The sequence below is a fragment of the Variovorax stachyos genome (assembly GCF_051400855.1).
In the GTDB taxonomy this organism is placed as follows: domain Bacteria; phylum Pseudomonadota; class Gammaproteobacteria; order Burkholderiales; family Burkholderiaceae_C; genus Variovorax.
The window spans coordinates 71824-95330 of the sequence record NZ_JBLFFN010000016.1; the positions used below are offsets into that span (position 1 = coordinate 71824).

22 protein-coding genes are annotated in these 23507 nt (G+C 68.4%); 13 read left to right on the top strand and 9 right to left on the bottom strand.

Annotated elements, in window-relative coordinates; genetic code table 11:
* The first annotated feature begins 31 nt into the window (after positions 1-31).
* Positions 32-685 carry a glutathione S-transferase family protein gene (locus tag ACMGEZ_RS23325; protein WP_436824694.1) on the top strand — a complete coding sequence of 218 codons (654 nt, stop codon included), beginning with the start codon at positions 32-34 and terminating at the stop codon, positions 683-685.
* 5 nt (positions 686-690) lie between these two features.
* Here ACMGEZ_RS23325 and ACMGEZ_RS23330 read toward each other — a convergent pair whose 3' ends face one another.
* On the bottom strand, positions 691-2181 hold the full coding sequence (locus ACMGEZ_RS23330) for a flavin-containing monooxygenase (RefSeq protein ID WP_436824663.1): 1491 nt from the start codon (positions 2179-2181) through the stop codon (positions 691-693).
* A gap of 62 nt (positions 2182-2243) precedes the next feature.
* The gene (locus tag ACMGEZ_RS23335; protein WP_436824664.1) at positions 2244-3002 is read right to left on the bottom strand and encodes a phosphatase PAP2 family protein; all 759 of its coding nucleotides are present in this window, start codon (positions 3000-3002) and stop codon (positions 2244-2246) included.
* 298 nt (positions 3003-3300) lie between these two features.
* On the opposite strand from ACMGEZ_RS23335, the gene ACMGEZ_RS23340 reads away from it, so the two are divergent.
* Together ACMGEZ_RS23340 and ACMGEZ_RS23345 are read left to right on the top strand one after the other, a co-directional pair.
* Positions 3301-4815 (top strand): DUF7125 family protein, encoded by a 1515-nt coding sequence (locus ACMGEZ_RS23340; protein WP_436824665.1) that lies wholly within the window; start codon positions 3301-3303, stop codon positions 4813-4815.
* Complete coding sequence (locus tag ACMGEZ_RS23345; RefSeq protein ID WP_436824666.1) at positions 4812-6347, top strand: hybrid sensor histidine kinase/response regulator; 1536 nt, start codon at positions 4812-4814, stop codon at positions 6345-6347. The genes ACMGEZ_RS23340 and ACMGEZ_RS23345 overlap by 4 nt, the downstream gene beginning before the upstream one ends.
* A 23-nt stretch (positions 6348-6370) precedes the next feature.
* On the opposite strand, the gene ACMGEZ_RS23350 is transcribed toward ACMGEZ_RS23345, so the two are convergent.
* The 6 genes from ACMGEZ_RS23350 to ACMGEZ_RS23375 are packed head-to-tail and all read right to left on the bottom strand — an operon-like array spanning position 6371 to position 12822.
* Positions 6371-7516, bottom strand: a complete 1146-nt coding sequence (locus ACMGEZ_RS23350) for an Ldh family oxidoreductase (protein ID WP_436824667.1) — start codon at positions 7514-7516, stop codon at positions 6371-6373.
* Entirely contained in the window at positions 7516-9042 is a 1527-nt protein-coding gene (locus ACMGEZ_RS23355) for a UxaA family hydrolase (RefSeq protein WP_436824668.1), read from the bottom strand. The genes ACMGEZ_RS23350 and ACMGEZ_RS23355 overlap by 1 nt, the downstream gene beginning before the upstream one ends.
* A gap of 22 nt (positions 9043-9064) precedes the next feature.
* Positions 9065-10459 carry a TRAP transporter large permease gene (locus ACMGEZ_RS23360; RefSeq protein WP_436824669.1) on the bottom strand — a complete coding sequence of 465 codons (1395 nt, stop codon included), beginning with the start codon at positions 10457-10459 and terminating at the stop codon, positions 9065-9067.
* 34 nt (positions 10460-10493) lie between these two features.
* Positions 10494-11051 (bottom strand): TRAP transporter small permease, encoded by a 558-nt coding sequence (locus ACMGEZ_RS23365; RefSeq protein ID WP_436824670.1) that lies wholly within the window; start codon positions 11049-11051, stop codon positions 10494-10496.
* 50 nt (positions 11052-11101) lie between these two features.
* The gene (locus tag ACMGEZ_RS23370; RefSeq protein WP_436824671.1) at positions 11102-12091 is read right to left on the bottom strand and encodes a sialic acid TRAP transporter substrate-binding protein SiaP; all 990 of its coding nucleotides are present in this window, start codon (positions 12089-12091) and stop codon (positions 11102-11104) included.
* On the bottom strand, positions 12088-12822 hold the full coding sequence (locus ACMGEZ_RS23375) for a FadR/GntR family transcriptional regulator (RefSeq protein ID WP_436824672.1): 735 nt from the start codon (positions 12820-12822) through the stop codon (positions 12088-12090). The genes ACMGEZ_RS23370 and ACMGEZ_RS23375 overlap by 4 nt, the downstream gene beginning before the upstream one ends.
* 130 nt (positions 12823-12952) lie before the next feature.
* On the opposite strand from ACMGEZ_RS23375, the gene ACMGEZ_RS23380 reads away from it, so the two are divergent.
* From ACMGEZ_RS23380 to ACMGEZ_RS23390, 3 genes are read left to right on the top strand one after another with little or no spacing between them, the layout of a single operon-like run.
* A complete protein-coding gene (locus tag ACMGEZ_RS23380) occupies positions 12953-13687 on the top strand; it encodes an SDR family oxidoreductase (protein ID WP_436824673.1) in 735 nt (244 codons plus the stop codon).
* The gene (locus tag ACMGEZ_RS23385; RefSeq protein ID WP_436824674.1) at positions 13684-14430 is read left to right on the top strand and encodes an SDR family NAD(P)-dependent oxidoreductase; all 747 of its coding nucleotides are present in this window, start codon (positions 13684-13686) and stop codon (positions 14428-14430) included. The genes ACMGEZ_RS23380 and ACMGEZ_RS23385 overlap by 4 nt, the downstream gene beginning before the upstream one ends.
* A gap of 20 nt (positions 14431-14450) precedes the next feature.
* Positions 14451-15299, top strand: coding sequence for a fumarylacetoacetate hydrolase family protein (locus tag ACMGEZ_RS23390; protein ID WP_436824675.1), 849 nt, complete (start codon positions 14451-14453; stop codon positions 15297-15299).
* Between the two features lie 37 nt (positions 15300-15336).
* On the opposite strand, the gene ACMGEZ_RS23395 is transcribed toward ACMGEZ_RS23390, so the two are convergent.
* Positions 15337-16875 carry a CoA-acylating methylmalonate-semialdehyde dehydrogenase gene (locus ACMGEZ_RS23395; RefSeq protein ID WP_436824676.1) on the bottom strand — a complete coding sequence of 513 codons (1539 nt, stop codon included), beginning with the start codon at positions 16873-16875 and terminating at the stop codon, positions 15337-15339.
* 120 nt (positions 16876-16995) lie between these two features.
* Here ACMGEZ_RS23395 and ACMGEZ_RS23400 point away from each other — a divergent pair, with 120 nt between their 5' ends.
* From ACMGEZ_RS23400 to ACMGEZ_RS23430, 7 genes are all read left to right on the top strand, one after another.
* Positions 16996-17955, top strand: coding sequence for a LysR family transcriptional regulator (locus tag ACMGEZ_RS23400; protein WP_436824677.1), 960 nt, complete (start codon positions 16996-16998; stop codon positions 17953-17955).
* Between the two features lie 165 nt (positions 17956-18120).
* Entirely contained in the window at positions 18121-20937 is a 2817-nt protein-coding gene (locus tag ACMGEZ_RS23405; RefSeq protein WP_436824678.1) for a PAS domain-containing sensor histidine kinase, read from the top strand.
* Positions 20937-21563, top strand: coding sequence for a response regulator transcription factor (locus ACMGEZ_RS23410; RefSeq protein ID WP_436824679.1), 627 nt, complete (start codon positions 20937-20939; stop codon positions 21561-21563). Before ACMGEZ_RS23405 ends, ACMGEZ_RS23410 begins: the two co-directional genes overlap by 1 nt.
* A gap of 80 nt (positions 21564-21643) precedes the next feature.
* A complete protein-coding gene (locus tag ACMGEZ_RS23415; RefSeq protein ID WP_436824680.1) occupies positions 21644-22051 on the top strand; it encodes a response regulator transcription factor in 408 nt (135 codons plus the stop codon).
* Between the two features lie 37 nt (positions 22052-22088).
* Positions 22089-22337 (top strand): hypothetical protein, encoded by a 249-nt coding sequence (locus ACMGEZ_RS23420; RefSeq protein ID WP_436824681.1) that lies wholly within the window; start codon positions 22089-22091, stop codon positions 22335-22337.
* A gap of 17 nt (positions 22338-22354) precedes the next feature.
* Positions 22355-22972, top strand: a complete 618-nt coding sequence (locus tag ACMGEZ_RS23425) for a response regulator transcription factor (RefSeq protein WP_436824682.1) — start codon at positions 22355-22357, stop codon at positions 22970-22972.
* A 160-nt stretch (positions 22973-23132) separates the two neighbouring features.
* Positions 23133-23507, top strand: a complete 375-nt coding sequence (locus tag ACMGEZ_RS23430; protein ID WP_436824683.1) for a DMT family transporter — start codon at positions 23133-23135, stop codon at positions 23505-23507.

Sequence of the window (23507 nt, forward strand, 5' to 3'; positions counted from 1 at the left end):
CGCCACGAGGAGCCTGACCATGACCATGACCATGACCATCACCATTACCGCCTACGAACGATCGCCCGACGGCGGCAAGGGACTGGCACGCGACACCCGCGTTCGCTGGGCGCTCGAAGAAGCGGGCCAACCCTACGAGGTGCGCCTTGTTTCGTTCCGTGCGATGAAGGAACCCGCCCATCTCAAGCTTCATCCCTTCGGCCAGATCCCCACCTACGAGGAAGGCGATCTCGCCCTGTTCGAGACAGGCGCGATCGTCTTCCATATCGCAGAGCGCTATGCGGGCCTGCTGCCGGACGATCCCAATGCCCGGGCGCGCGCGATCATGTGGATGTTCGCCGCGCTCAACACCGTGGAGCCGCCGATTCTTGAACTCGCAGTCGCCAGGCTTCTGGAGCGCGACAAGCCCTGGAGCAAGGAGCGCCTGCCTCTGGTCGAAGACCGCGTCCGCGATCGGATGGCCCAGCTTTCTGCACGCCTGGGCGATGCCGACTGGCTCGAGGGCGCGTTCGGCGCGGGCGACCTGATGATGGTGTCGGTGCTGCTCAGGCTGAGGTCATCGGGCATCCTGGACGAATTTCCGAACCTGGCGGCGTATGTCGCCCGCGGGGAAGCGCGGCCCGCCTACAAGCGGGCTTTCGCCGCGCAACTGGCGGTCAACGCCGGCGAGCCCCCGGCCGGCTGATCGGTTCAGTTCATGGGTCCTGACCCCAGTCGTTCCAGCTTCTGCAACTCGGCAGCGCCGAACTCAGGGGACTGCACGCACCCGAACGCCATGGCCTCGCTGGCGAACCGGCTCGCCGCTTCCGGCAGCGCATCCCGGCCTTGCAGTCGAAACGAAATCGGCGCGAGCGGGCCGAAGAGCAGGGCACGCTGCAGTTGAGGCCAGCGTTTCAGCTCGGGCTCCACGCCGGCGGCGCGCGCGAACAGCAAGGCCATCAGGTTCATCTTCGTCTTTCGCGGCTTGTCGCCATGGGCGCGACATTCGGCAAGGCCCAGATGCATCTCTTCGGGTGTCGGAGACGCGACGGCGCCGCTCCATGTGTAAGCCAGCCACCGCGCCTGCAATTCGAGGGGCGGGAACATCGGTCCGGACTGATCCCACATCCCCACGAACGCAAGGCCCGGCAGCTCCGGATGGAAGGTGTGCCTGTAGAGGTCGATGCGCTGCGCAGCCAGGTTGAGCGTGCGGCGGATCGGTTCGCTCAGGAAGGGCATGCCCAGCTCGAAGCCCGTGCCGAAGAGAATGCCGTCGAACGGCTCCGTGCGCCCGTCGCCGAAGCTGACCTGCGTGCCGTCGACACGATCGAACCACGGGCGCACCTCGATACGGCCCTCCGCGACCAGGGGGAGGTAGTGCTGGCTGAGCGTCAGGCCAGCGTCGAAGATGCTGTCGGCGGGCCTCGGGGCGCCGTATTGTTCCGGGCTGCCCACGGCGTCCAGCACCAGTTCCTTCAGCATCGCGCCGAACTCGCCGGATGGCAGCGACTCCTCTGCCAGCGCCTGGTAGCGCGTGAACACGCGATGGTCGGACGGGACTCCGGCCATCAGCTTCGGAAGCACGTAACGCTGCCGGCGGTGGCACACGACGACGCGGCTCGCGCCGAGCATGCAGAGGTCGCTGGCAATCTCGAGGGCGCTGATGGCGCAACCGGCCACGAGAACGCGCTTCCCCCGGTACTGCTCCGGGTCCTTGTAGGCGCTGGTGTGCGCTACGCCGGCGTCGCCCGAGAACGACTCCAGGCCCGGCACCTGCGGGACGCACGCACGCTGGAACCGGCCGCTGGCGACCACGACTTTTTCGAAGACTTCAGTCCGAGCGCCGTGCCGCACCGCCCATCCGCCGGGCGCGGCCCGGATCTCGCGGACGGGCGTACCCAGACGGGTCCGAGCCGGCAGGTCGAACCTGGCCGCATAGCGCTGAAGGTAGTCGCCGATCTCGCGGTTGGACGGGTAGGTGGCGAGGCCCGGCGCGTGCGGCAGGTCGCTGAATTGCGTGAGCACGCGGCTGGTGTTCGTGCGCATGGATGGCCATACGCCACTGCAACTCACGTCGCCGCTCCACTGGCCACCCGGCGTCGCCGCCTGCTCGAACAGCACGGGCGCGAAGCCTTCCGATTGAAGGTAGCGCGCGGCGACCAACCCACCCGGCCCTGAGCCGATGACTGCGACTTTTTGCATTGCTTTTCCTCCTCGGCGCATTGTCGACGCAGTACGCCTGCCAGGGCTGGCAACTGCCGCGTCTATCGCTCCCTACCGCCCCTGTCGTCCTCTGTCGCGTCGCCCGTGTCCGTCCTCTCCGCCTTCTTCGCACGAAGCACCCGGTGCGCCACCAGCAGGCACCCGATGGCCCATGCGGCTCCCAGGGCCCACCCCGCCAGCACATCCGTCGCCCAATGCACCCCCAGCGCCACGCGGCTCACGCCCACCAGAAAGGTTGCCACGGCCGCCATCGCCAGGATGAACACCCGCTCCACCCAGCGGCTGCGCGTATTCGCCAACAGCGCGCCGAGCGTGAGAAACACGATCGCGGACATGCTCGCGTGCCCGCTCGGAAAGCTCATGCCCCAGGCCGCATAGTCGGCGAAGGCGAGGTCGGGCCGCAGGCGCCCGAAGGCGGGCTTGAGCAGCAGGTGGATCAGCACGGCGCCGGCCGCGGTGGAAACGGCCACCAGGATGGCGGAGGTGCGCGCCGACAACAGCGCCAGGTAGACCACCGTGGCGACCACCAGAAAGCTCAGCACCACGGCGCTGCCCAGGCCGCTCAGGTCGCGCATGACCACGCCGAAACGCGGGTGCGCCGTCCTGATGCGCTCGGCGGCTTCGAGCAGCTGCATGTCGAGGCTGTGGGTGTCGCCCTCGAGGACCTCGCTGGCGAGGAGCGAAAACAGCAGGAGCAGCAGCACGACGCCCAAACCGGCCACGAGCGGCACGACCAGCGTGCGCAGGGCATCGACTCGCCCCGGCCCCAACTGCGCTGCAAGAGCTCGGCGAAGAAGCATCGGTCGGGTTACGCGGACCCCCGCGGACCCTTTCCGGGAAGGGTGTTGCTCGGCATGGCGGTTTTCTGAAGGCATCTGCGCATCGTGACGCAATCCGATGCGGGCGAGTGTCAGTCCAAAGCGCTGCCGCACGCAACCGGCGGCGCGGCCGTCATCCTCCGGAAAGACGATAAAGCCAGCCTGGGCACGGCGCAGGCGGACAGAAGGATGGGGATGAGCCCCTACAACGCGTCAGGACGCCAAGCATTACATTCACCGGCTCTTCGACCGATTCTTACAACATTTTTCGGAGCTGGAAATGAGCGCGAGTACCCCACTGCCTTCGGGGGGCAACCACCACGAGCACAAGCCTGGGCTGCTGAAAATGGGCGTGCCCGGGCTCGACGACGTGCTCGGCGGCGGCCTCACCGCCCACCGGCTGTACCTGCTGGAGGGCGCGCCGGGCGCCGGCAAGACGACCGTGGCGATCCAGTTCCTGCGCGAGGGCGTAGCCAACGGCGAGTCGGTGCTGTACGTCACTCTTTCCGAAACGACGCAGGAGCTGCAGGGCGTGGCGAGCTCGCACGGCTGGGACCTGGCGGGGATCGAGGTTCGGGAGATGCTGCCCGCGCAGGATGCGCTGGCGCCGGACGACCAGTACACGATGTTCCACCCCTCGGAGGTGGAACTCGGCGAGACCACGCTCAGGATCCTGGCCGACGTCGACAAGATCAAGCCCAGCCGGGTGGTGTTCGACTCGCTGTCCGAGCTGCGCCTGCTGGCGGGCGGGTCGCTGCGCTACCGCCGGCAGATCTTGGCGCTCAAGCAGTTCTTCACCGGCCGGCAATGCGCGGTCCTGCTGCTCGACGACCTGACGGCCACCGACCAGGACCTGCAGGTGCAGAGCATCGCGCATGCGGTGATCCGGCTGGAGCAGCTCAACCCCGACTACGGCGCGTCGCGCCGGCGGCTGGTGGTCACCAAATACCGGGGCAAGGAGTTCCGCGGCGGCTACCACGACTACAAGATCGTGCGCGGCGGGCTGCAGGTGTTTCCGCGGCTGGTGGCCTCGGAGCACGCGCTGCCGGTGCAGCAGACGCGCATGAGCAGCGGGCTGCCAGCGCTCGATGACCTGCTCGGCGGCGGCATCGAGAAGGGCACCAGCACGCTCTTCGTGGGTGCGCCGGGCACCGGCAAGTCGAGCGTGGCGGTCCAGCTCGCCGTGACGGCGGCCAAGCGCGGCGAATGCGCGGCGCTCTTCATCTTCGACGAGAGCGTCAACACCCTGCGCACGCGCTGCGAGGGCCTGGGCATGGACATAGGACCCTTCGTCGAGTCAGGGCACATCCGCGTGCGGCAGGTCGACCCCGCCGAGCTGTCGCCCGGCGAGTTCGTCCATGAGATCCGCGATGCGGTCGAGCAGCACAACGCGACGGTGGTGGTGATCGACAGCTTGAACGGCTACCTCAACGCCATGCCCGACGAGCGTTTCCTGATCGTCCAGCTCCATGAGTTGCTGACCTACCTCGGGCAGCACGGCGTGGCCACCATGCTGATCGGCGCGCAGCATGGCTTGATCGGCATGCAGATGCAGACGCCGGTGGACGCGAGCTACCTGGCCGACTCGGTGGTGCTGCTGCGCTATTTCGAGGACGAGGGCGAGGTGAGGCAGGCGATCTCGGTGCTCAAGAAGCGCGGCGGCGCGCACGAGCGCAGCATCCGCTCCTTCGCGCTGGATGCGCGAGGCATCCATGTCGGGCCGCCGCTGCGCAACTTCCGGGGCATTCTCTCGGGCATTCCCATCCCACTCGACGGAGTCCGGACGCCATCGTGAGCGTTGCACCTTCCGAACTCGACGAGCGCATCCTGCTGCGTACAGCGACCTCGAGGGACGCCGCAATGGCAAGCGCGGTGCTGGATCGCGCGCACCTCGTCTCGCACGTCTGCGACGACATGGGCTCGCTGGTGCGGGAGCTGGCGCGCGGTGCCGGCGCCATCATGCTGGCCGAGGAGGTGCTCGCCGGGCCGGCGCTGGTCGAGCTCACGGGGGCGCTGGGCGCGCAGCCGCCCTGGTCCGACGTGCCGGTGCTGGTGCTGGCGCGCCAGGGGGCGGATTCCCGCGCCATCGCCAACGCGATGGACGAGTTCGCCAACGTCACCGTGATCGAGCGGCCGATGCGCGTGGCCGCGCTGGTGAGCGCCGTGCGCACCGCGCTGCGCGCGCGCCGCCGGCAGTACGAGCTGCGCAGCCTGCTCGAGGGGCTGCGCGATGCCGACCAGCGCAAGACCGAGTTCCTCGCCACGCTGGCGCACGAGCTGCGCAACCCGCTGGCGCCGCTGGGCACGGCGCTGTCGCTCCTGTCGCGCAAGAAGCCGCCGCCCGAGGAGGCGGTGAAGTACTACGAGCTCATGAGCCGCCAGGTCGAGCACATGGTGCGCCTGGTGAACGACCTGATGGAGGTGTCGCGCATCACGCGCGGCAAGATCGAGCTGCACCTGGGGCCCGTGCTGCTCGACGCAGTGATCGAGGACGCGATCGAGCTGAGCCGGCCGCTCTTCGATCGCGCCGGACATTCGCTCACCCTCGAACTCGGGGCCGATCCGCTGGTGGTGCGGGGCGATGCGGTGCGGCTCACGCAGGTCTTCTCGAACCTGCTGAACAACGCCGCCAAGTACACGCCGACGGGCGGCCGGGTGACGGTGACCGCGCGCCAGGAAGGCCGGCAGGCCGTCGTGGCGGTGAGTGACACGGGGACAGGCCTGGCGCCGGACATGCTGAAGTCGATTTTCGAGATGTTCGTGCAGGTGAGCGGCACGGCGCGCGACGCGCAAGGCGGGCTCGGCATCGGCCTCACGCTGGTGAAGAGCTTGGTCGAGCTGCACGGCGGCAGCATCGAGGCCACCAGCGAGGGGCTGGGACGCGGCGCGACCTTCACGGTACGCCTGCCGCTGGCGAAGAGCGCATCCGTGTCCCGGCGGCGCTCGCGGGTGTCGCAGGACGGCTGGGCGCCTTCCATCGAAGGCACGATCCTGGTCGTCGACGACAACCGGGACGCGGCCGACAGCCTGGCCGAGCTGCTGGCGACCATGGGCGCGACCGCGCTGGCCGCATACGGCGGCGAAGAGGCGCTGCAACTGGCTCGGGAGCACGAGATCGACATCGCCGTGCTCGACATCGGCATGCCGGGCATGGACGGCTGCGAGCTGGCGCGTCACCTGCGCGCCGGGCCCCGTGGCGCGGAGCTGAAGCTGATTGCGCTGACGGGCTGGGGACAGCAGGGCTACCGGGATCGAATCGCGGCCGCCGGCTTCGACCACCACCTGCTGAAGCCCCTGAACCTGGGCGAGTTCATGGCGCTGCTGTAGGCAGGCGCGCGGCCGGTGGCTGGTCAGCCGATGGTCACGCCCACCTTCGCGCCGGCCGCCACGATCTCGCCCCAGGTTGCGTCGTCGATCCAGATGCCCTCGCGCTCGCGCGCCGCGCGCGCTCGGCGCTCGGGCTCGCCGGCAATCTGCACGCCCTCGAAGCCCTGGCCCGGCGGGCTCTGGCGCAGCCAGTCGATGAAGGCGCGCGCCTCCTGCTCGAAGCTGGCCTGCGTGCCCAGCTTGCCCGGGTCGATGACGATGGCGAGCATGCCGTTGAGCACGGTGCGCGCCGTGTTGGGCTGGCGATGCCAGGTGCCGCCGCCCGTGAGCGCGCCGCCCAGCAGCTCGCAGGCCACGGCCATCCCGTAGCCCTTGTGCTCGCCGAAGGTCATCAGTGCGCCGAACAGGCCGTTGCTCTGCGGCACCACCACGACGCCCGGGTCGTCGGTGGGGGCGCCGTACTCGTCGATCAGGTAGCCCGGCGGCACCCGCTCGCCCTTGTTGTGGGCGACGCGCATCTTGCCCTGGGCCACGCGGCTGGTGGCGTAGTCGAGGATGAAGTGTTGGCCCCCAGGCTCCGCCACTGCGTGTGGGTCGCCACCCCCCGAGGGGGCTGCCCCGCCCTGGGGCGGCCCGGCGGCGGGGCGGGGCTCGCTGCCTTTCAGCGGAATGCCGATGCAGCAGGGATTGGTGCCGAAGCGCCCGTCTCCGCCACCCCACGGCGCGACGACGGGACGCGTGAGCACGTTGACGAAGTGCATCGAGACCAGGCCCTGTTCGGTCGCCATCTCGGCGAAGTGGCCGATGCGGCCCAGGTGGTGGGCATTGGCCAGGGCGAGGACGCAGGTGCCGTGCTGCTTCGCCCGTTCGATTGCCATCTGCATGGCCTGCACGCCCACGATCTGGCCATAACCGCGCTGGCCGTCGAGGGCGAGCATGGGCCCGCTGTCGAGGTTGATCTTGACGCTCGAGTTGGGCTTGAGGCCGCCCTCGGCCGCCGCGTCGACGTAGCGCGGCACCATGCCGACGCCGTGCGAGTCGTGGCCGCTGAGATTGGCGAGGACGAGGTTGGCGGCGACCTGCTCGGCTTCGGCAGGGGTGCTGCCGGTGCCGGCGATGATGGCGGCGACCTGGGTGCGGAGGGTGGAGGCGGAAAGTGTCCGGGCCATCACATCACCGCTCCGACCTGCCACGGCACGAACTCGTTCTGCCCGTAGCCGTGCTTCTCGCTCTTGGTCGGCACGCCCGACGCGGTTGCCAGCACCAGCTCGAAGATGCGCTGGCCCATCTCCTGGATGGAGACGCTGCCCTCGACGATCTCGCCGCAGTTGATGTCCATGTCCTCCTGCTGCCGCTGCCACAGCGCCGAGTTGGTGGCGAGCTTGAGCGAAGGAGAGGGCGCGCAGCCGTAGGCCGAGCCGCGGCCGGTCGTGAAGCAGATCACGTTGGCGCCGCCCGCCACCTGCCCGGTGGCGCTCACCGGGTCGTAGCCCGGCGTGTCCATGTAGACGAAGCCGTGCGCGCGCACCGGCTCGGCGTATTCGTACACCGCCTCGAGGTTGCTGGTCCCGCCCTTGGCCACGGCGCCCAGGCTCTTCTCGAGAATGGTGGTGAGCCCGCCGGCCTTGTTGCCCGGGGAGGGGTTGTTGTTCATCTCGCCCTCGTTGATGGCGGTGTAGTGCTCCCACCAGCGGATGCGCTCGACCAGCTTCTCGCCCACTTCGCGCCGGACCGCGCGGCGCGTGAGCAGGTGCTCGGCGCCGTAGATCTCGGGCGTCTCGGACAGGATGGCGGTGCCGCCGTGCGCCACCAGCAGGTCGACCGCCGCGCCCAGCGCCGGGTTGGCGCTGATGCCGGAATAGCCGTCGGAGCCGCCGCACTGCAGGCCGATGGTGATGTGCTCGGCGCTGCAGGGCTCGCGCTCCGCCGCGTCGGCGCGCGGCAGCATCTCGTTGATCAGCGCCACGCCTTTCTGCACCGTCTTGCGCGTGCCGCCCGTGTCCTGGATGTTGAAGACGCGCAGGTTCTCGCCCTCGCGCAGGTTGCCGGTGGCCAGCCAGGCATTGATCTGGTTCGCCTCGCAGCCCAGGCCCACCACCAGCACGGCCGCGAAGTTCGGGTGGGTGGCATAGCCGGTGAGCGTGCGTTCGAGCAGCTGCATGCCCATGCCGCCGGTGTCCATGCCGCAGCCGGTGCCGTGCGTGAGCGCGACCACGCCGTCGACGTTGGGGTACGGCGCGAGCGCCGACGGATTGGTCCGGCGCGAGAAGTGGTCGGCGATGGCACGTGCCGCGGTGGCCGAGCAGTTGACGCTGGTCAAGACGCCGATGTAGTTGCGCGTGGCCACGCGGCCGTCCGCGCGCCGGATGCCCAGGAAGTGCGTTTCGAGCCGCCCGGGCGGCGGCTTCACATCGGCACCGAAGGCGTAGTCACGCTCGAAGTGGCCCTTGTCGGGCCCCATATCGAGGTTGTGCGTGTGCACGTGCTCGCCCGGCGCAATGGGGCGGCTGGCGAAGCCGATGATCTGGTTGTAGCGGCGCACCGGCGCGCCCTGGGCAATGGCGCGCACGGCAACCTTGTGGCCGGGCGGGATCAGGCCGCGGGCCGCCACGCCTTCGATGGGGGTGCCGCCGACCAGCTGGCCGCGGGCGATCACGACGTCGTCCGCCGGGTGGAGTCGGATAAATGGGTTCATCGCGGGTTCCTGCTTCGGGAAATCAGAAGAACATTTTCGGCAACCACAGTACCAGCTTGGGCATGTAGGTGATGACGGCCAGGCTCAGCAACAGCGGCACCAGCCAGGGCAGGATCGCCATGGTGGTGCGCTCGAAGCTCAAGCCCGCCACCCGCGCCAGCACGAAGAGCACCATGCCCATGGGCGGGTGCAGCAGGCCGATCATCAGGTTCAGCACCATCACCAGGCCGAAGTGGATCGGGTCCACGCCCAGCTGCGTCGCGATGGGCAGCAGGATGGGCACCAGGATCGTGATCGCCGCGGTCGGCTCCAGGAAGCAGCCGACGAAGAGCATCAGCAGGTTGGCCAGCAGCAGGAAGACCCAGGCTTCCTTGGTGAAGCCCAGCACCCAGTTGGCGATGTCGGTGGTGACGCCGGTGGCCGTCAGCATCCAGCCGAAGATGGACGCGGCGGCGACGATGAAGAGCACGGTGGAGGTGGTCTCGATGGTGTCGAGGCAGACCTTGACGAACATCTTCCACGACAGCGTGCGGTACCAGGCGAAGCCGAGGATCATGGCCCACACGCAGGCGGCGATCGCGCCCTCGGTGGGCGTGAAGAGGCCGGTGCTCATACCGCCGATCAGCAGCACGGGGGTCATGATGGGCAGCAGCGCCTCGAAGGCGAAGATCCGGTCGAGCACGAAGAGCATCGCCAGGCCGACGAAGACGGTGATCTGTGCCGGCGCGCCCAGCTTCGTCACCGCGACCCACAGCAGGAGCGGCCAGCCGATCACCACCGCCAGCTCGCACAGTGCCTTGAAGAGCCGCGTGCTGGAGAACTTGACGTCGCCGCCCCAGTTGTTGCGGTGGGCGTAGTAGCCGACGGTGAACATCATCAGCAGCGCCATCATCGCGCCGGGCAGGATGCCCGCGAGGAAGAGGGCACCGACCGAGACGTTGGCCATCATCCCGTAGATCACGAAGGGCAGGCTCGGCGGGATGATCGGGCCCAGCGTGGCCGAGGCGGCCGTCACGCCTACCGCGAACTCGGTCCCGTAGCCGTGCTCCTTCATCGCCTTGATCTCGATGGTGCCGAGGCCCGCGGCATCGGCGATGGCGGTGCCGCTCATGCCCGCGAAGATCACCGAGCCCAGCACGTTCACATGCCCCAGGCCGCCCTTGAGCCAGCCCACCAGCGCCAGTGCGAAGTTGTAGATGCGGGTGGTGATGCCCGCGTTGTTCATCAGGTTGCCGGCCAGGATGAAGAAGGGCACGGCCAGCAGCGGAAAGCTGTCGATGCCGCTGACCATGCGGTGGATGACGACGAAGGGCGGCAGACTCCCCGAGGTCAGTATGTAGACCAGCGAGGCGCCGGCCATGGCAATGGCGACGGGGACGCCGCCGGCCATGAAGAGCAGGAAGAAGATCTTGAGCATTTTCTGGTTGGTATTGGGCGGGCCGGATGCGCGCTCACGAGTCGGCGAGCGTGGATTCGGGACGCTCGAGCACGCTGTAGCCGCGGCGCCAGTGCACGCGCGCCACCTGCACCGAGCGCCAGGCCATGGCCGCGAAGCCGAGCAGGCACAGGCCATACACCAGGTTCATCGGCAGGTCGACGATGGTCATCCGGGTCTGGTTGCCGATCTTCAGCATCATCTGCACGGTCATCACGACCGCTGCCACGAAGAAGGCGACGCGCACCACGTCGACCGCGCGCGACATCCAGCGGCCAACCGCACCGGGCAGGTAGCGGTAGAAGAAGTCGACCTGGATCTGGTTGTTCTTCGAGACGCCGATGGCTGCGCCGATGAAGACCACGCCGATGAGCATGTAGCGCGCCACCTCCTCGGTCCAGGCGGCCGAGTCGTTCATCACGTAGCGCGTGACGAACTGGTAGAAGACGGTGAGCCCCAGCAGCCAGAAGATGGCGAGCGCAGCCCAGCCCTCGGCGATGGTGCCGGAGAGGTCGACCACCTCGTCTTCAGCGTGGAAGTGACCTTCGTCGTCGATGATTTTTTGTTCGGTCATGGTTTTGCCCTGGCTCCCTCCCCCGAGGGGGGAGGGAGTCGAACCTGCGCTTACTTGATGGCGGTGATGCGGTCGTAGTCCTGCTGCCGGTACCCATGGTCCGTCGGCTTGGTGTTCTTCAACACCGCTTCGCGGAACGCGTTCTTGTCCACCGTGATCACGTTGTTCCCCTTCTTCTTGAACTCCTCCACCAGCCGCGTTTCCGAGGCGATGATCTCGCGCCCCGTCTTCTCCGCGGCCTCCTGCATCACCTCGGTGAAGATCTTCTTCTCGTCGGCAGAGAGCTTGCCCCACAGCTGCCCCGAGACGATGGTCAGCAGCGAATCGACGATATGCCCGGTCAGAGAGATGTTCTTCTGCACCTCGTAGAACTTCTTCGCCTCGATGGTCGGCAGCGGGTTTTCCTGCGCATCGACCGTGCCGTTCTGCAGCGCCAGGTAGACCTCGGCGAAGGCGATCGGCGTCGGGTTGGCACCCAGCGCCTTGGGGAAGGCCAGGTACGCCGGTGCGTCGGGCACGCGGATCTTCAGGCCCTTCATGTCCTCGGGCTTGGCAACCGGCCGGGCCGCGCTGGAGGTGACGTGCCGCGCGCCGTAGTAGGTCAGCGCCGTGATGTGGTTGCCGCTCTTGTCGTCGTAGCCCTTGGCCAGTTCCTTGAAGACATCGCTCTTGGCGTACTTCAGCTGGTGCTCCGCGTCGCGGAAGATGAAGGGAAAGTACGACACCGCCAGCGGCTGGTAGGTGCGCCCCGCGAAGCTCGCGCCCGAGAGGATGATGTCCACGGTGCCCAGCGTCAGGCCCTGGTTGATGTCAGCCTCCTTGCCCAGGCTGGAGGCCGGGAACACCTGGACTTCGTACTTGCCGTTGGTGCGCTTCTTGATCTCCTCGCCGGCCCAGACCGAGTACTTGTGGAAGGGCTCCGAGGTCTCGTAGACGTGGGCCCACTTGAGCTTGGTCTGCGCCTGGGCAGCGCCGAGAGCGCCGGCGGCTAGAAGGCAGGCGGCAATCGTCTTGAGCGCGAATCGCTTGGTAGAAGTCATTTTCTTGTCTCCATCGGTGGTTGAAAGAAGAGGTTGGCGCGGCGCCAGCTGGCGCTGAAGCGCTGGTGCGACTTGTCCATGTGGGCGTGCATCGCGCGGCGCGCGCCCTCGGCGTCGCGCGCGGCAATGGCATCGCGGATCGCCTCGTGCTCGGCGATGGCCGAGCGCCAGGACTTGACGCTCTCGAAGTAGCCCCCCAGGCGCGTGAAGATCGGCCCGCGGCGCGAATCCCAGAAGCCCTGCACCGTCTCCGACAGCACCATGTTGCCGCAGCACTCGACGATGGCGAGGTGGAAGGCGCGGTCGCCCTCCAGCGGCATCATGTTGCGGTCCGCCAGGTCGCGCATGAGCTCGATGGCGCGCGTCATCGCCTCGATGTCCTTGCGCCGCGCCGTGGTCGCGGCGATGGCCGCGGTCTCGCCCTCGACCACGCGGCGTGCGCGAATCAGCTCGAGCGGGCCCCACTCGGTGCTGGCCTCCGGCGCCGCCGCATGTTGCGTGCGGTCCCGCACGTACACGCCGGAGCCGGTGCGCACCTCGACCCAGCCCTCGACTTCGAGCGCGATGAGCGCCTCGCGTACCGAGGGCCGGCTCACGCCCAGCTGCTTGGCCAGATCGCGCTCGGCCGGCAGGCGTGCGCCCGCGGCGAACTCGCCCTTCGCGATCAGCGCACTGAGCTGGTCGGCGATCTGGCGGTAGAGGCGTCTGGGTTCGAGGGTCTGCAGCGGCACTTAGGGGTTGTCCTGGATTGGCCAGGTGGTCAGGCCAATTCAGAATACGAGGCGCTCGGCGATGCAGCCATCGGGCCAAACCCTGAACGCCGCATCGCCGATCCCGATTCCACAGCGACAAGGACATCCCATGAGACTCAAGGGCAAGACCGCGCTCGTCACCGCGGCCGGGCAGGGTATCGGCCATGCGAGCGCGCTCGCGCTGGCCGCCGAGGGCGCGCAGGTCTGGGCGACCGACATCAACGAGGCGCTGCTGTCCCGCTTCGCGGGCGTGGCCAACATCACCCCCGCAAAGCTCGACGTGCTCGACAAGGCCGCGATCGAGGGCTTCGTGAAGACGCTGCCCGCGCTCGACATCCTCTTCAACTGCGCCGGCGTGGTGCACAACGGCGCCGCGCTGCAGGCGACGGACGAAGACCTGGACTTCGCCTTCCGGCTCAACGTGCGGGCCCAGCTGTGGACCATCCAGGCCGTGCTGCCGGGCATGCTGGCCGCCGGGCGCGGCAGCATCATCAACATGGCCAGCGTGTGCTCCAGCATCAAGGGCCTGCCGAACCGCTGCGTCTACGGCACCACCAAGGCGGCGGTGCTGGGGCTGACCAAGAGCGTCGCGGCCGACTACGTGGGCCAGGGCATCCGCTGCAATGCGGTGTGCCCCGGCACGGTCGACACCCCCTCGCTGGCCGACCGCATCAACGCCAACGCCGACCCGGTGGAGGCACGCAAGGCCTTCATCGCGCGCCAGCCCATGGGCCGGCTGGCGCAGGCCGAGGAGATCGCGCCGCTGGTGGTCTTCCTCGCCAGCGACGAATCGCAGTTCGTCACCGGCCAGGCCTATGCGGCCGACGGCGGCATCACCATATGAACCAGCTCGACTTCCGCGACCGGCATGCGGTCGTGACCGGCGGCGCCACCGGGCTGGGGCGCGGCATTGCGCAGCGGCTCATCGAGTCCGGCGGCACCGTCACGCTGTGGGACCGCGATGCCGAAGCCGCCGAAAAGGCGGCCTGGGCGCTGGGGCCCGGGGCCTTCGCGCTGAAGGTCGATGTCGCCCAGCAGCCCTCCGTCGCCGAAGCGGTGGCGGCCACGCTGGCGCAGGCGGGGCGCATCGACGCGCTGGTCAACAGCGCGGGCATCACCGGCCCCAACGTCAAGTTGTGGGACTACCCGGTGGACGCCTGGCGCGAGGTGATGGAGGTCAACCTCAACGGCCTCTTCCTCTGCTGCCGGGAGGTGGTGCCGCAGATGCGCAAGCAGGACTACGGGCGCATCGTCAACATCGCCTCGGTCGCTGGCAAGGACGGCAATCCCAATGCCAGCGCCTACAGCGCGAGCAAGGCGGCGGTGATCGCGCTCACCAAATCGCTGGGCAAGGAGCTGGCCGACACCGGCGTGCGCGTCAACTGCGTGACGCCGGCCGCAGTGAAGACGGCGATCTTCGACCAGATGACGCCGGAGCACATCGCCTTCATGCTCTCGAAGATCCCGATGGGCCGCTTCGGCACGGTGGAGGAGGTCGCCGCGATGGTGGCCTGGCTTTGCACCGAAGATTGCTCTTTTTCCACGGGCGCCGTGTTCGACCTGTCCGGCGGCCGCTCGACTTACTAGCTCCAAGAAGAAAGGACCTCATGAAACTCGTTCGCTATGGCAATCCGGGGAAGGAGAAGCCCGGCCTCGTCGACGACAACGGCCAGCTGCGCGACCTCAGCGCGGTGGTGAAGGACATCGGCCCCGAGCAGCTCGGCGATGCCGCGCTGGCCAAGCTGCGCAAGCTCAAGCTGGACAAGCTGCCGCTGGTCAGGGGCAAGCCGCGCTACGGCTGCCCGGTGGCCAACGTCGGCAAGTTCATCGCCATCGGCCTCAACTACGCCGACCACGCGGCCGAATCGGGCCTGCCGATTCCGGCCGAACCGGTGGTCTTCATGAAGGCCAACAGCTGCGTGCAGGGTCCGAACGACCCGGTGATGCTGCCCAAGAATTCGGTCAAGACCGACTGGGAGGTGGAGCTGGGCGTGGTGATCGGCGCGAACGCGCGCTATGTCTCGCAGAAGAGCGCACTGGACTGCGTGGCCGGCTACTGCGTGATCAACGACGTGAGCGAGCGCGAGTACCAGATCGAGCGCGGCGGCACCTGGGACAAGGGCAAGGGCTGCGACACCTTCGGTCCCATCGGCCCCTGGCTGGTGACGCGCGACGAGGTGCCCAACCCGCAGAAGCTCGCGATGTGGCTCGACCTCAACGGCAAGCGCATGCAGACCGGCAACACCCGGACCATGATCTTCAACGTGGCCAGGATCGTGAGCTACGTGAGCCAGTTCATGACGCTGGTGCCCGGCGACGTGATCACCACCGGCACCCCGCCCGGGGTGGGGCTGGGCATGAAGCCGCCGCTCTACCTGAAGAAGGGCGACGTGATGACGCTGGGGATCGAGGGGCTGGGCGAGCAGCGCCAGGAAGTGGTCGCGTTCAAGGCCTGATTCTTGTTCCCCTCCCCCGAAGGGGAGGGAGCAACACCTACTTCGCGGTCGGCATCACGAACTCGGCCCCCTTGGGCGTGCTCTCCGGCCAGCGCTGCATGATCGACTTCTGCCGCGTGTAGAAGCGCACGCCTTCCTCGCCGTAGGCATGCATGTCGCCGAACAGCGAGCGCTTCCAGCCGCCGAAGCCGTGCCAGGCCATGGGCACGGGGATCGGCACGTTGATGCCCACCATGCCCACTTCGATGCGACGCGAGAACTCGCGCGCCACGTTGCCGTCGCGGGTGAAGCAGGCCACGCCGTTGCCGAACTCGTGGGCGTTGACGAGGTCCACCGCCTCCTTGAGGTCGTGCACGCGCACGCACGAGAGCACCGGGCCGAAGATCTCTTCCTTGTAGATGCGCATCTCGGGCGTGACATGGTCGAAGAGCGTGCCGCCCATCCAGAAGCCGCCGGATGTGTCGGTCCCGCTGCCTTCGCCGGCTTGCCTGCCGTCGAACTTGCGGCCGTCGAAGACCAGCTTGGCGCCTTCCTGTTCGCCCAGAGCGATGTAGCCCGTGATGCGCTCGTGCGCGGCGCGGGTGACGATCGGGCCCATCTCGGCCTCGAGGTTCATGCCGTCGAGCACCTTCAGGCTCCGGGCCCGCTCGGCCAGCATCGGCACCAGCTTGTCGGCCACGTCGCCCACCAGCACGGCGACGCTGATCGCCATGCAGCGCTCGCCGGCCGAGCCGTAGCCGGCGCCGATCAGCGCGTCCACCGCCTGCTCCAGGTCGGCATCGGGCATCACCACCATGTGGTTCTTGGCGCCGCCCAGCGCCTGCACGCGCTTGCCGTGGCGCGCGCCGGTCTCGTAGATGTAGTTGGCAATGGGGGTGGAGCCGACGAAGCTGACGGCCTTCACGTCGGGGTGCTCCAGCAGCGCATCGACGGCCTCCTTGTCGCCCTGGACCACGTTGAACACGCCGGCGGGCAGGCCTGCCTCCGCGAGCAGCTCGGCGATGCGCAGCGAGGGGCTGGGGTCGATCGGGCTGGGCTTGAGGATGAAGCAGTTGCCCGCCGCGATCGCGACCGGGAACATCCACATCGGCACCATCACCGGGAAGTTGAAGGGCGTGATGCCGGCGACCACGCCCAGCGGCTGGCGCATCGTCCAGTTGTCGATGCCGGTGGAGACCTGCTCGGTGTAGTCGCCCTTCAGCAGCTGCGGGATGCCGCAGGCGAACTCGACGATGTCGATGCCGCGGGCGACCTCGCCCTGCGCGTCGGTGAAGACCTTGCCGTGCTCGGCGGTGATCAGGCGGGCCAGCTCGTCGCGGTGCTTGTTGAGCAGCTCCAGGAACTTGAACATCACCCGTGCGCGCCGGATCGGCGGCGTGTCGGCCCAGGCCGGGAAGGCGGCGCGGGCAGCGGCGACGGCCGCATCCACGTCGGCGCGGCCGGCGAGTGACACGCGGCCGGTGACCGCGCCGGTGGCGGGGTTGAAGACGTCCTGCGCACGCTCGGAGGCACCGCCGGCGCGCCGGCCGCCGATGAAGTGCGCGATGGGCGTGGGGGTTGAAGGCTGCTGGGTCATGGCGCGGGTCTCCTGCGGTTGCTGGGTGGTACTGGAACTCTGGCGAGTCTAGGAAGCACGACGCACCCTGCCAAGGCGACAGGGCTGAATTGATTGTTCGCGATGGTGAACAATCCACTCATGGATGCCAAAAATATCGAGCTGCTCTGGACCCACCTCCACTGGCTGACCGTGCTGGAGCAGCAGGGCAGCTTCACGGCCGCTGCCGCCCGCCTGGGCGTGAGCAAGGCGGCAATGAGCCAGCGCATTGCCGAACTGGAGCGCGCGGCCGGCGTGCCGCTGGTACGCCGGACCACCCGCAGCGTGCGCCTGACCGAGGCCGGCCAGCGGCTGGTGGACGACACGCGCGCGCCCTTCGAGCAGATCGCCCACAGCTTCGCCGGCGTGCGCGACCTGGCCGGCGTGCCGCGGGGCCTCTTGCGGGTGACTGCGCCGGTCGCCTTCGCGCGCCAGCAGCTGGTGCCGCGGCTCGCCGATTTCCTGCGCGCGAATCCCGAGGTCCGGCTGGCGCTGGACCTGTCGGACCGGCTCAGCGCACTGGCGGTGGAAGGCTTCGACCTCGCGATCCGGCATGCGGCCTCGGTGCCGGATACGCACGTCGCCTGGCGGCTGTGCGCGACGCGCTCGGTGCTGGTCGCGAGCCGGGCCTACCTGCGCCGCCGGCCCGCGCCGCAGACGCCGCAGGCGCTGTCGCAACACGACTGCCTGCACTACCCGCGCGCGCAGGACCAGCCGGCGTGGACGCTGGAGTCCGCGAACGGGCGCCGCTCGGGCGAACGCGTCACGATCCCGGTCGCCGGCCCCTTCGCCGCCAACAACAGCGAGGCCCTGCGCGATGCAGCGCTGGCCGGGCTGGGCATCGCGCTGGTGCCGGACTTCAGCGCCCAGGGCGCGCTGCAGGCCGGCAAGCTGGTGCAGGTGTTGCCGCAGTGGACGCCGGTCGGCGCCTTCGCGGAGCAGCTCTTTGCCGTGCGCCCCTACGCCAGCCATGTGCCGCGGGCGGTGACGGTGTTCGTGGCGTGGCTCCGGGAGGCGTTCAAGGACGGGTTTGCCCCGCCTGAACCCGGAAGCCGCGCATGAATCCGGCTCGGCGGAATTCATCGGATGCTTCGCTGCGCTTTACCGTGACAGCGGCCCCGAGGGCGTTCAGAATGACAGTCGCCACTACTCAAGGGGGAGCCGGCCCTACCGCCGGCGCCGCGCGACGCGCTGCGGCTCACATGCCGCAACGCGCTGGAGTCGCTCATGACGGAACGTAAAGTTGAGGAAACGCTGCCGCGCCCGGCGTCGCAGCCTTTCGAGCGGCAGGCCGAAACCTTGCTGCGCGAGCACTCCAACCTGCTGGATCTCACCAACGACGCCATGTTCGTGCGCGACATGGGGACATCGATCACGTACTGGAATCGCGGCGCCGAGAAGATGTACGGATGGTCGGCCGAAGAGGCGCTCGGGCGGTCCGCGCCCGAGCTGCTGAAGACCTCCTCCGCCGTGCCGCTGGAGCAGATCGAATCGCAGGTGCTGCGCACCGGGCGGTGGGAAGGCGAGCTGGTGCATCACAGGCGCGACGGAACGCCGGTGGTCGTCGCGAGCCGCCTGGCATTGCAGCGAGACGCGCAAGGCGAGCCGGTGGCGGTCCTGGCGACCAATACCGACATCACGCAGCACAAGCGGGCCGAGGAGGCACGGCAGGACCTCGAGGAGCAATGGAGAGCTGCCTTCGAAGCCAACCCCACGATGTACTTCATCATCGATGCGGGCGGCGCGATCCTGTCGGTGAATCCCGTCGGCGCGGAGCAGCTGGGCTGGCGCGTGAGCCAGCTGATCGGCCAGCCGGTGATCGAGCTGTTCCACGAAGCCGACCGGGACTTCGTCCAGGGAAACGCCGACGAGGCTTTCCGGCAGCCCGGGCGCGTGATGCGCTGGAGGGCGCGCAAGGTCCGCAAGGACGGCACGGTGCTGTGGGTCCGGGAGTCGGCGAACGCAGTCGTGCTGCGCGGCGGCCCGGTGCTGCTCGTGGCGTGCGAGGACATCACCGAGCGCAAGCATGCCGAGGACGCATTGCGCGAGAGCGAGGAGCGCTTTCGCACGCTGGTGAAGTTCTCCTTCGACGTGTACTGGGAGAGCGACGCCCAGCATCGCTTCACCCGCCAGGAGTATTCCGCCAGGTTCGACCGCGCCCCGGCGGCGGGCTCGGAGATCGGCAAGACGCGATGGGAGGTGCCCTACCTGGAGCCGGACGAGGAGGCCTGGCGCCAGCACCGGGCGGCGCTCGATGCGCATGTCCCGTTCCGCGATTTCGAGCTCGCCCGGGCGACTTCCGACGGCGGCGTACGCCACGTATCGGTCTCGGGGCTGCCGATGTTCGACGAGGCGGGCCGCTTCACGGGCTATCGGGGCGTCGGGCGTGACATCACGGAGCGCAAGCGTGCCGAGGATGCGCTGCGCGCCCACCTGGGGTTCCTGGAAAGCATGAACCGCGTCAACCGCGCGATGCAGGGGACCAACGACCTCGAGAAGATGATGAGCGATGTGCTCGATGCGGTCCTCGACATCTTCGCCTGCGATCGGGCATGGCTCACCTATCCTTGTGATCCGGAGGCCGGCTCATGGCAGGCGGTGATGGAACAGACGCGGCCCGAGTTCCCCGGCGCTTTCAGCCTCGGCGTCCAGTTGCCCCTCGATGCGGATGTCGCAACGGTGTTCCGGACGGCGCGCGACGCGAGCGGTGCCGTTCCCTTCGGTGCCGGTTGCGAGATCGAGGTGCCGGCGCGGCTCGCGGAAAGTTTCAACATCCGATCCGTGCTCGCCATGGCGCTGTATCCCAAGGGCGATCAGCCTTACCTCTTCGGGCTGCACCAGTGCTCGCGCCCGCGCACCTGGACGGCGCAGGAGAGGCGGCTGTTCGAGGAGATCGGCCACCGGCTGTCCGACGCGCTCACCAGTCTTCTCATGTTCCGCAGCCTGCGCGAAAGCGAGTACTTGACGCGGCAGGTTTTCGAGTGCGCCTCCGATGGCGTGGCCGTGATCAGCCGGGACTGCCGCTACCAGCGGGTCAACGAGGTCTACGGCCGCAACTGGAGGATGCCGGCCGAGGCGATCGTCGGCATGCATGTCGCCGATCTGATCGGGACCGACCTCTTCGAGCGTGCGGTGAAGCCGAGCCTCGACCGCTGCTTCGCCGGCGAGCAGTTCACGTCCGCGGAATGGTGCACGACCGGACTGGGGCGCGTCTACCTGTCGGTGTCCTACTCGCCGCTGCTGCTCGGCTCGGAGGGCCTGGCGTCTGCGCTCGTGATCATGCGCGATCTCACGCATCACGTCCTCGCGTCGGAAGCCCTGCGCGAGGCGCAGGCAGCGCTCGCGCGCGTCAACCGCGTGACCACGCTCGGCGTGCTCGCGGCTTCGATCGCCCACGAGGTCAACCAGCCGCTGGGGGCCATGGTCGCGAGCGCCGGCTCCTGCGCACGCTGGCTCGCGGCCCAGCCGCCCGAGCTCGAAAAGGCGCAGCGCTCGCTCGAACGCATCGCCAGGGACGGCAAGCGCGCCGGCGAGGTCATCGACCGCATCCGCGCGCTGGTCATGCGCCAGCCGCCGCGGCGGGACCGCGTCGACGTCAACGGGCTCGTCCGCGACGTGATCGCGTTCACGCGCGACCAGATGCGCCGCAACGACATCGCGATCGAGACCACGCTCGCCGACGGCCTGCCGCCCGTGTGGGGCGACAGGGTGCAGCTCCAGCAGGTGGTGCTCAACCTGATCGTCAACGCCATCGAGGCCATGAGCGCTCCCGACAATCGCTCGCGGCAGCTGGTCATCGGCGCGAGCGAGGCGGACGGTGGGGTGTGCGTCGAGGTGCGCGACTCGGGCCCGGGCATCGCGTCCGACATCTCGGACAAGCTCTTCGAGCCCTTCCACACCTCCAAGGCGCAGGGCATCGGCATGGGGCTTTCGATCAGCCGGTCGATCGTCGAGGCCCACGGCGGCCAGCTCTGGAGCGAGCCGAACCTGCCCCACGGCGCCGTGTTCCGGTTTTCGCTGCCGGTCGGGCAACGGGAGCCGTAGTGGCCACCGAGCGGCCCGTCGTCTTCGTCGTCGACGACGACCTGGCGATGCGCGAGGCGCTCCAGGATCTGCTCGCCTCCGTCGGCATGGAGGTGCGGGTTTTCGCCTCGACGCAGGAGTTCATGCAGGCGCAGCGGCCGGACGCACCCGGCTGCCTGGTGCTCGACGTGCGGCTGCCCGGCGCGAGCGGGTTGACCTTCCAGGAAGAGCTCCCGCGAGCAGGCGTCGACCTGCCGGTGATCTTCATCACCGGCCACGGGGACATTCCGATGACGGTGCGCGCCATGAAGGCCGGCGCCGTCGAGTTCCTGAGCAAGCCCTTCCGCGACCAGGAGCTGCTCGATGCGATCGACGCCGCCATCGAGCGTCACCGGGCGCAGCGCGGCGAGAGGGCGCTGGTCGCGCAGCTGCGGCAACGCTTCGCCACGCTCACCCAGCGGGAGCGCGAGGTCATGGCACTGGTGAGTGCCGGGCGCGTGAACAAGCAGATTGCGGCCGAGCTGGGCATCAGCGAAGCCACCGTGAAGGTCCACCGCGGGCAGATCATGCGCAAGATGCAGACGAGATCGCTGGCGCAGCTCGTGCGCATCGCGGACATGCTCGGCCTTGCCGATCCGAAGCGCTAGCCGGCGACTAAACCAAAGTCGTAGAGCGCGCGACGCATGTGCAATGGTCTTGCGCGTGCGATCGGCCTAGTCTTGCGCCAATGCCCAACACCCAGCAAAAACCCCAGGTGCGCGACAAGCCGACGGTAGCGATCGTGGACGACGATGCGTCGGTCCGCGACACCACGAAGGACCTGCTCGACTCCGCCGGCGTGTCCTGCGCCACCTTCGACTCGGCCGAGAGTTTCCTGCAATCGAAGGAAACGTGCGCCGTCCGGTGCCTGGTTGCAGACATGCGCATGCCGGGCATGTCGGGGCTCGACCTGTACAGCCACCTGGCCTCCTGCGGCACCCCGATCCCCACGGTCCTGATCACGGCCTACGCCGACGAACAGGCGTGCGTGCGCGCCTTGGAGACGGGCGTGACCTGCTTTCTCACAAAACCCTTCCGTCCGGAAGACCTCCTCGCCTGCATCGAGACCGCCCTGCGCGAAAGCAATCCCGCGTGACGGGCAAGACCTTGTTTCCTGGAGCCGCTTCACAGCCATGAACCACGACGACACCGCCATGCACGCTGCCCCCGATTCGACCGGTATGCCGTCCGCCTTCGAGCTGCGCTTTCCCTGCCTCAGCGGGACGGGCCGCGCCCTGTCCTTTCCCTGCGATTCCACCGGCACGGTGCACATGGACAGCTTGAGCGAACGCGCCCTGAACAACTATCTTCTTGCACGCGCACTGACAGGCCGCGACTACGGTTGGCCCAGCGTGCAGGCCTCGTGCCGGGCGCAAGGCTGAAGCGAAGGAGCAAGGCGATGAGCGAACGGCCTGCCGAAACCCCCAGCGGCGGGGTGTCGTTCCAGGGTTCGGCTCTCCCTGCGCCGCTCGCCTGCCAGAACCACCCAGAGGAGGCCGGCAGCGCAGTGGCCGTCGTGGTCGGCGTTGCCTCGCCCGCACTGGTGTGCAGCCTCGAATCACTGGTGAACGGCACCGAAGGCCTCGTTTTCAGGGGCTCGGCGCCCACCACGGACCGCCTGCTCGCCTGCTGCATGGAGGCCGGGGACTGCATCGCGCTGGTGGACCCGGCCCTCGGGCCGCAGGGCCTGCGCGCATTCATGCAGTTGCTGCGCATGATGGCAGCCGGGGTGCGCGTCGTGCTCATCAGCGACATGCAGTCGCCGCACATGCTGCGGGAGGCGATCCGCTGGGGCGCCAGCGGTTTCGTCGAAAAGGCGGCCCCGCCGGCCGAAATCCGCGCCGCGCTGGTCGCGGCTGCCCGGTCGCAGCGCTACCTTTCGCCGCGGATGGCGGAGGATCTGGCCGATTCCTTCGTGCTGCGGGAGCTCACGCCACGCGAGAGCAGGGTGCTGGCCGTCCTCACGCACGGCGACTGCAACAAGCTGATCAGCTCATTGCACCCGAACTGGCGCTGACGCCAGCGACAGGCGACCGCATCCGCTGCAGCGCCACGCACCTGCTAAAGATCGATCGTTAACTTTTTCATTCATTCGGAGGTGGAAGACATCTAGACGTAACCAATTAGTACGCCAAAGGCACGATACTTGCGGTAACTAAAAAGACTGCAAGTTTCAGATGACCCTGGCCACCTTTTCCCTCATCTTCACGGGCGTGCTGCTGAATTCGGCGGCGCAGCTGATGCTCAAGGCGGGTGCGCGGGCCATGGGCGCCGTGGCAATCGGCAGCGGCAGCTCCCTGTTTGCCGCGGGCTGGAATGCCGCCACCCAGCCCTGGATCGTGGTGGGCCTGTGCTGCTACTTCGTCAGTGCAGGGCTCTGGGTCCTCGCCCTGACGCGGGTGGACGTGACCGTTGCCTACCCGATGCTCTCGATGGGCTACGTGATCGCGGCGATCCTGGCCTGGCATTTCTTCGGCGAGGCGCTGACCGCCTCGCGCATCCTGGGCATCGCCATCATCCTGGTGGGCGTCGTGGTCCTGGGGCGTGGCTGA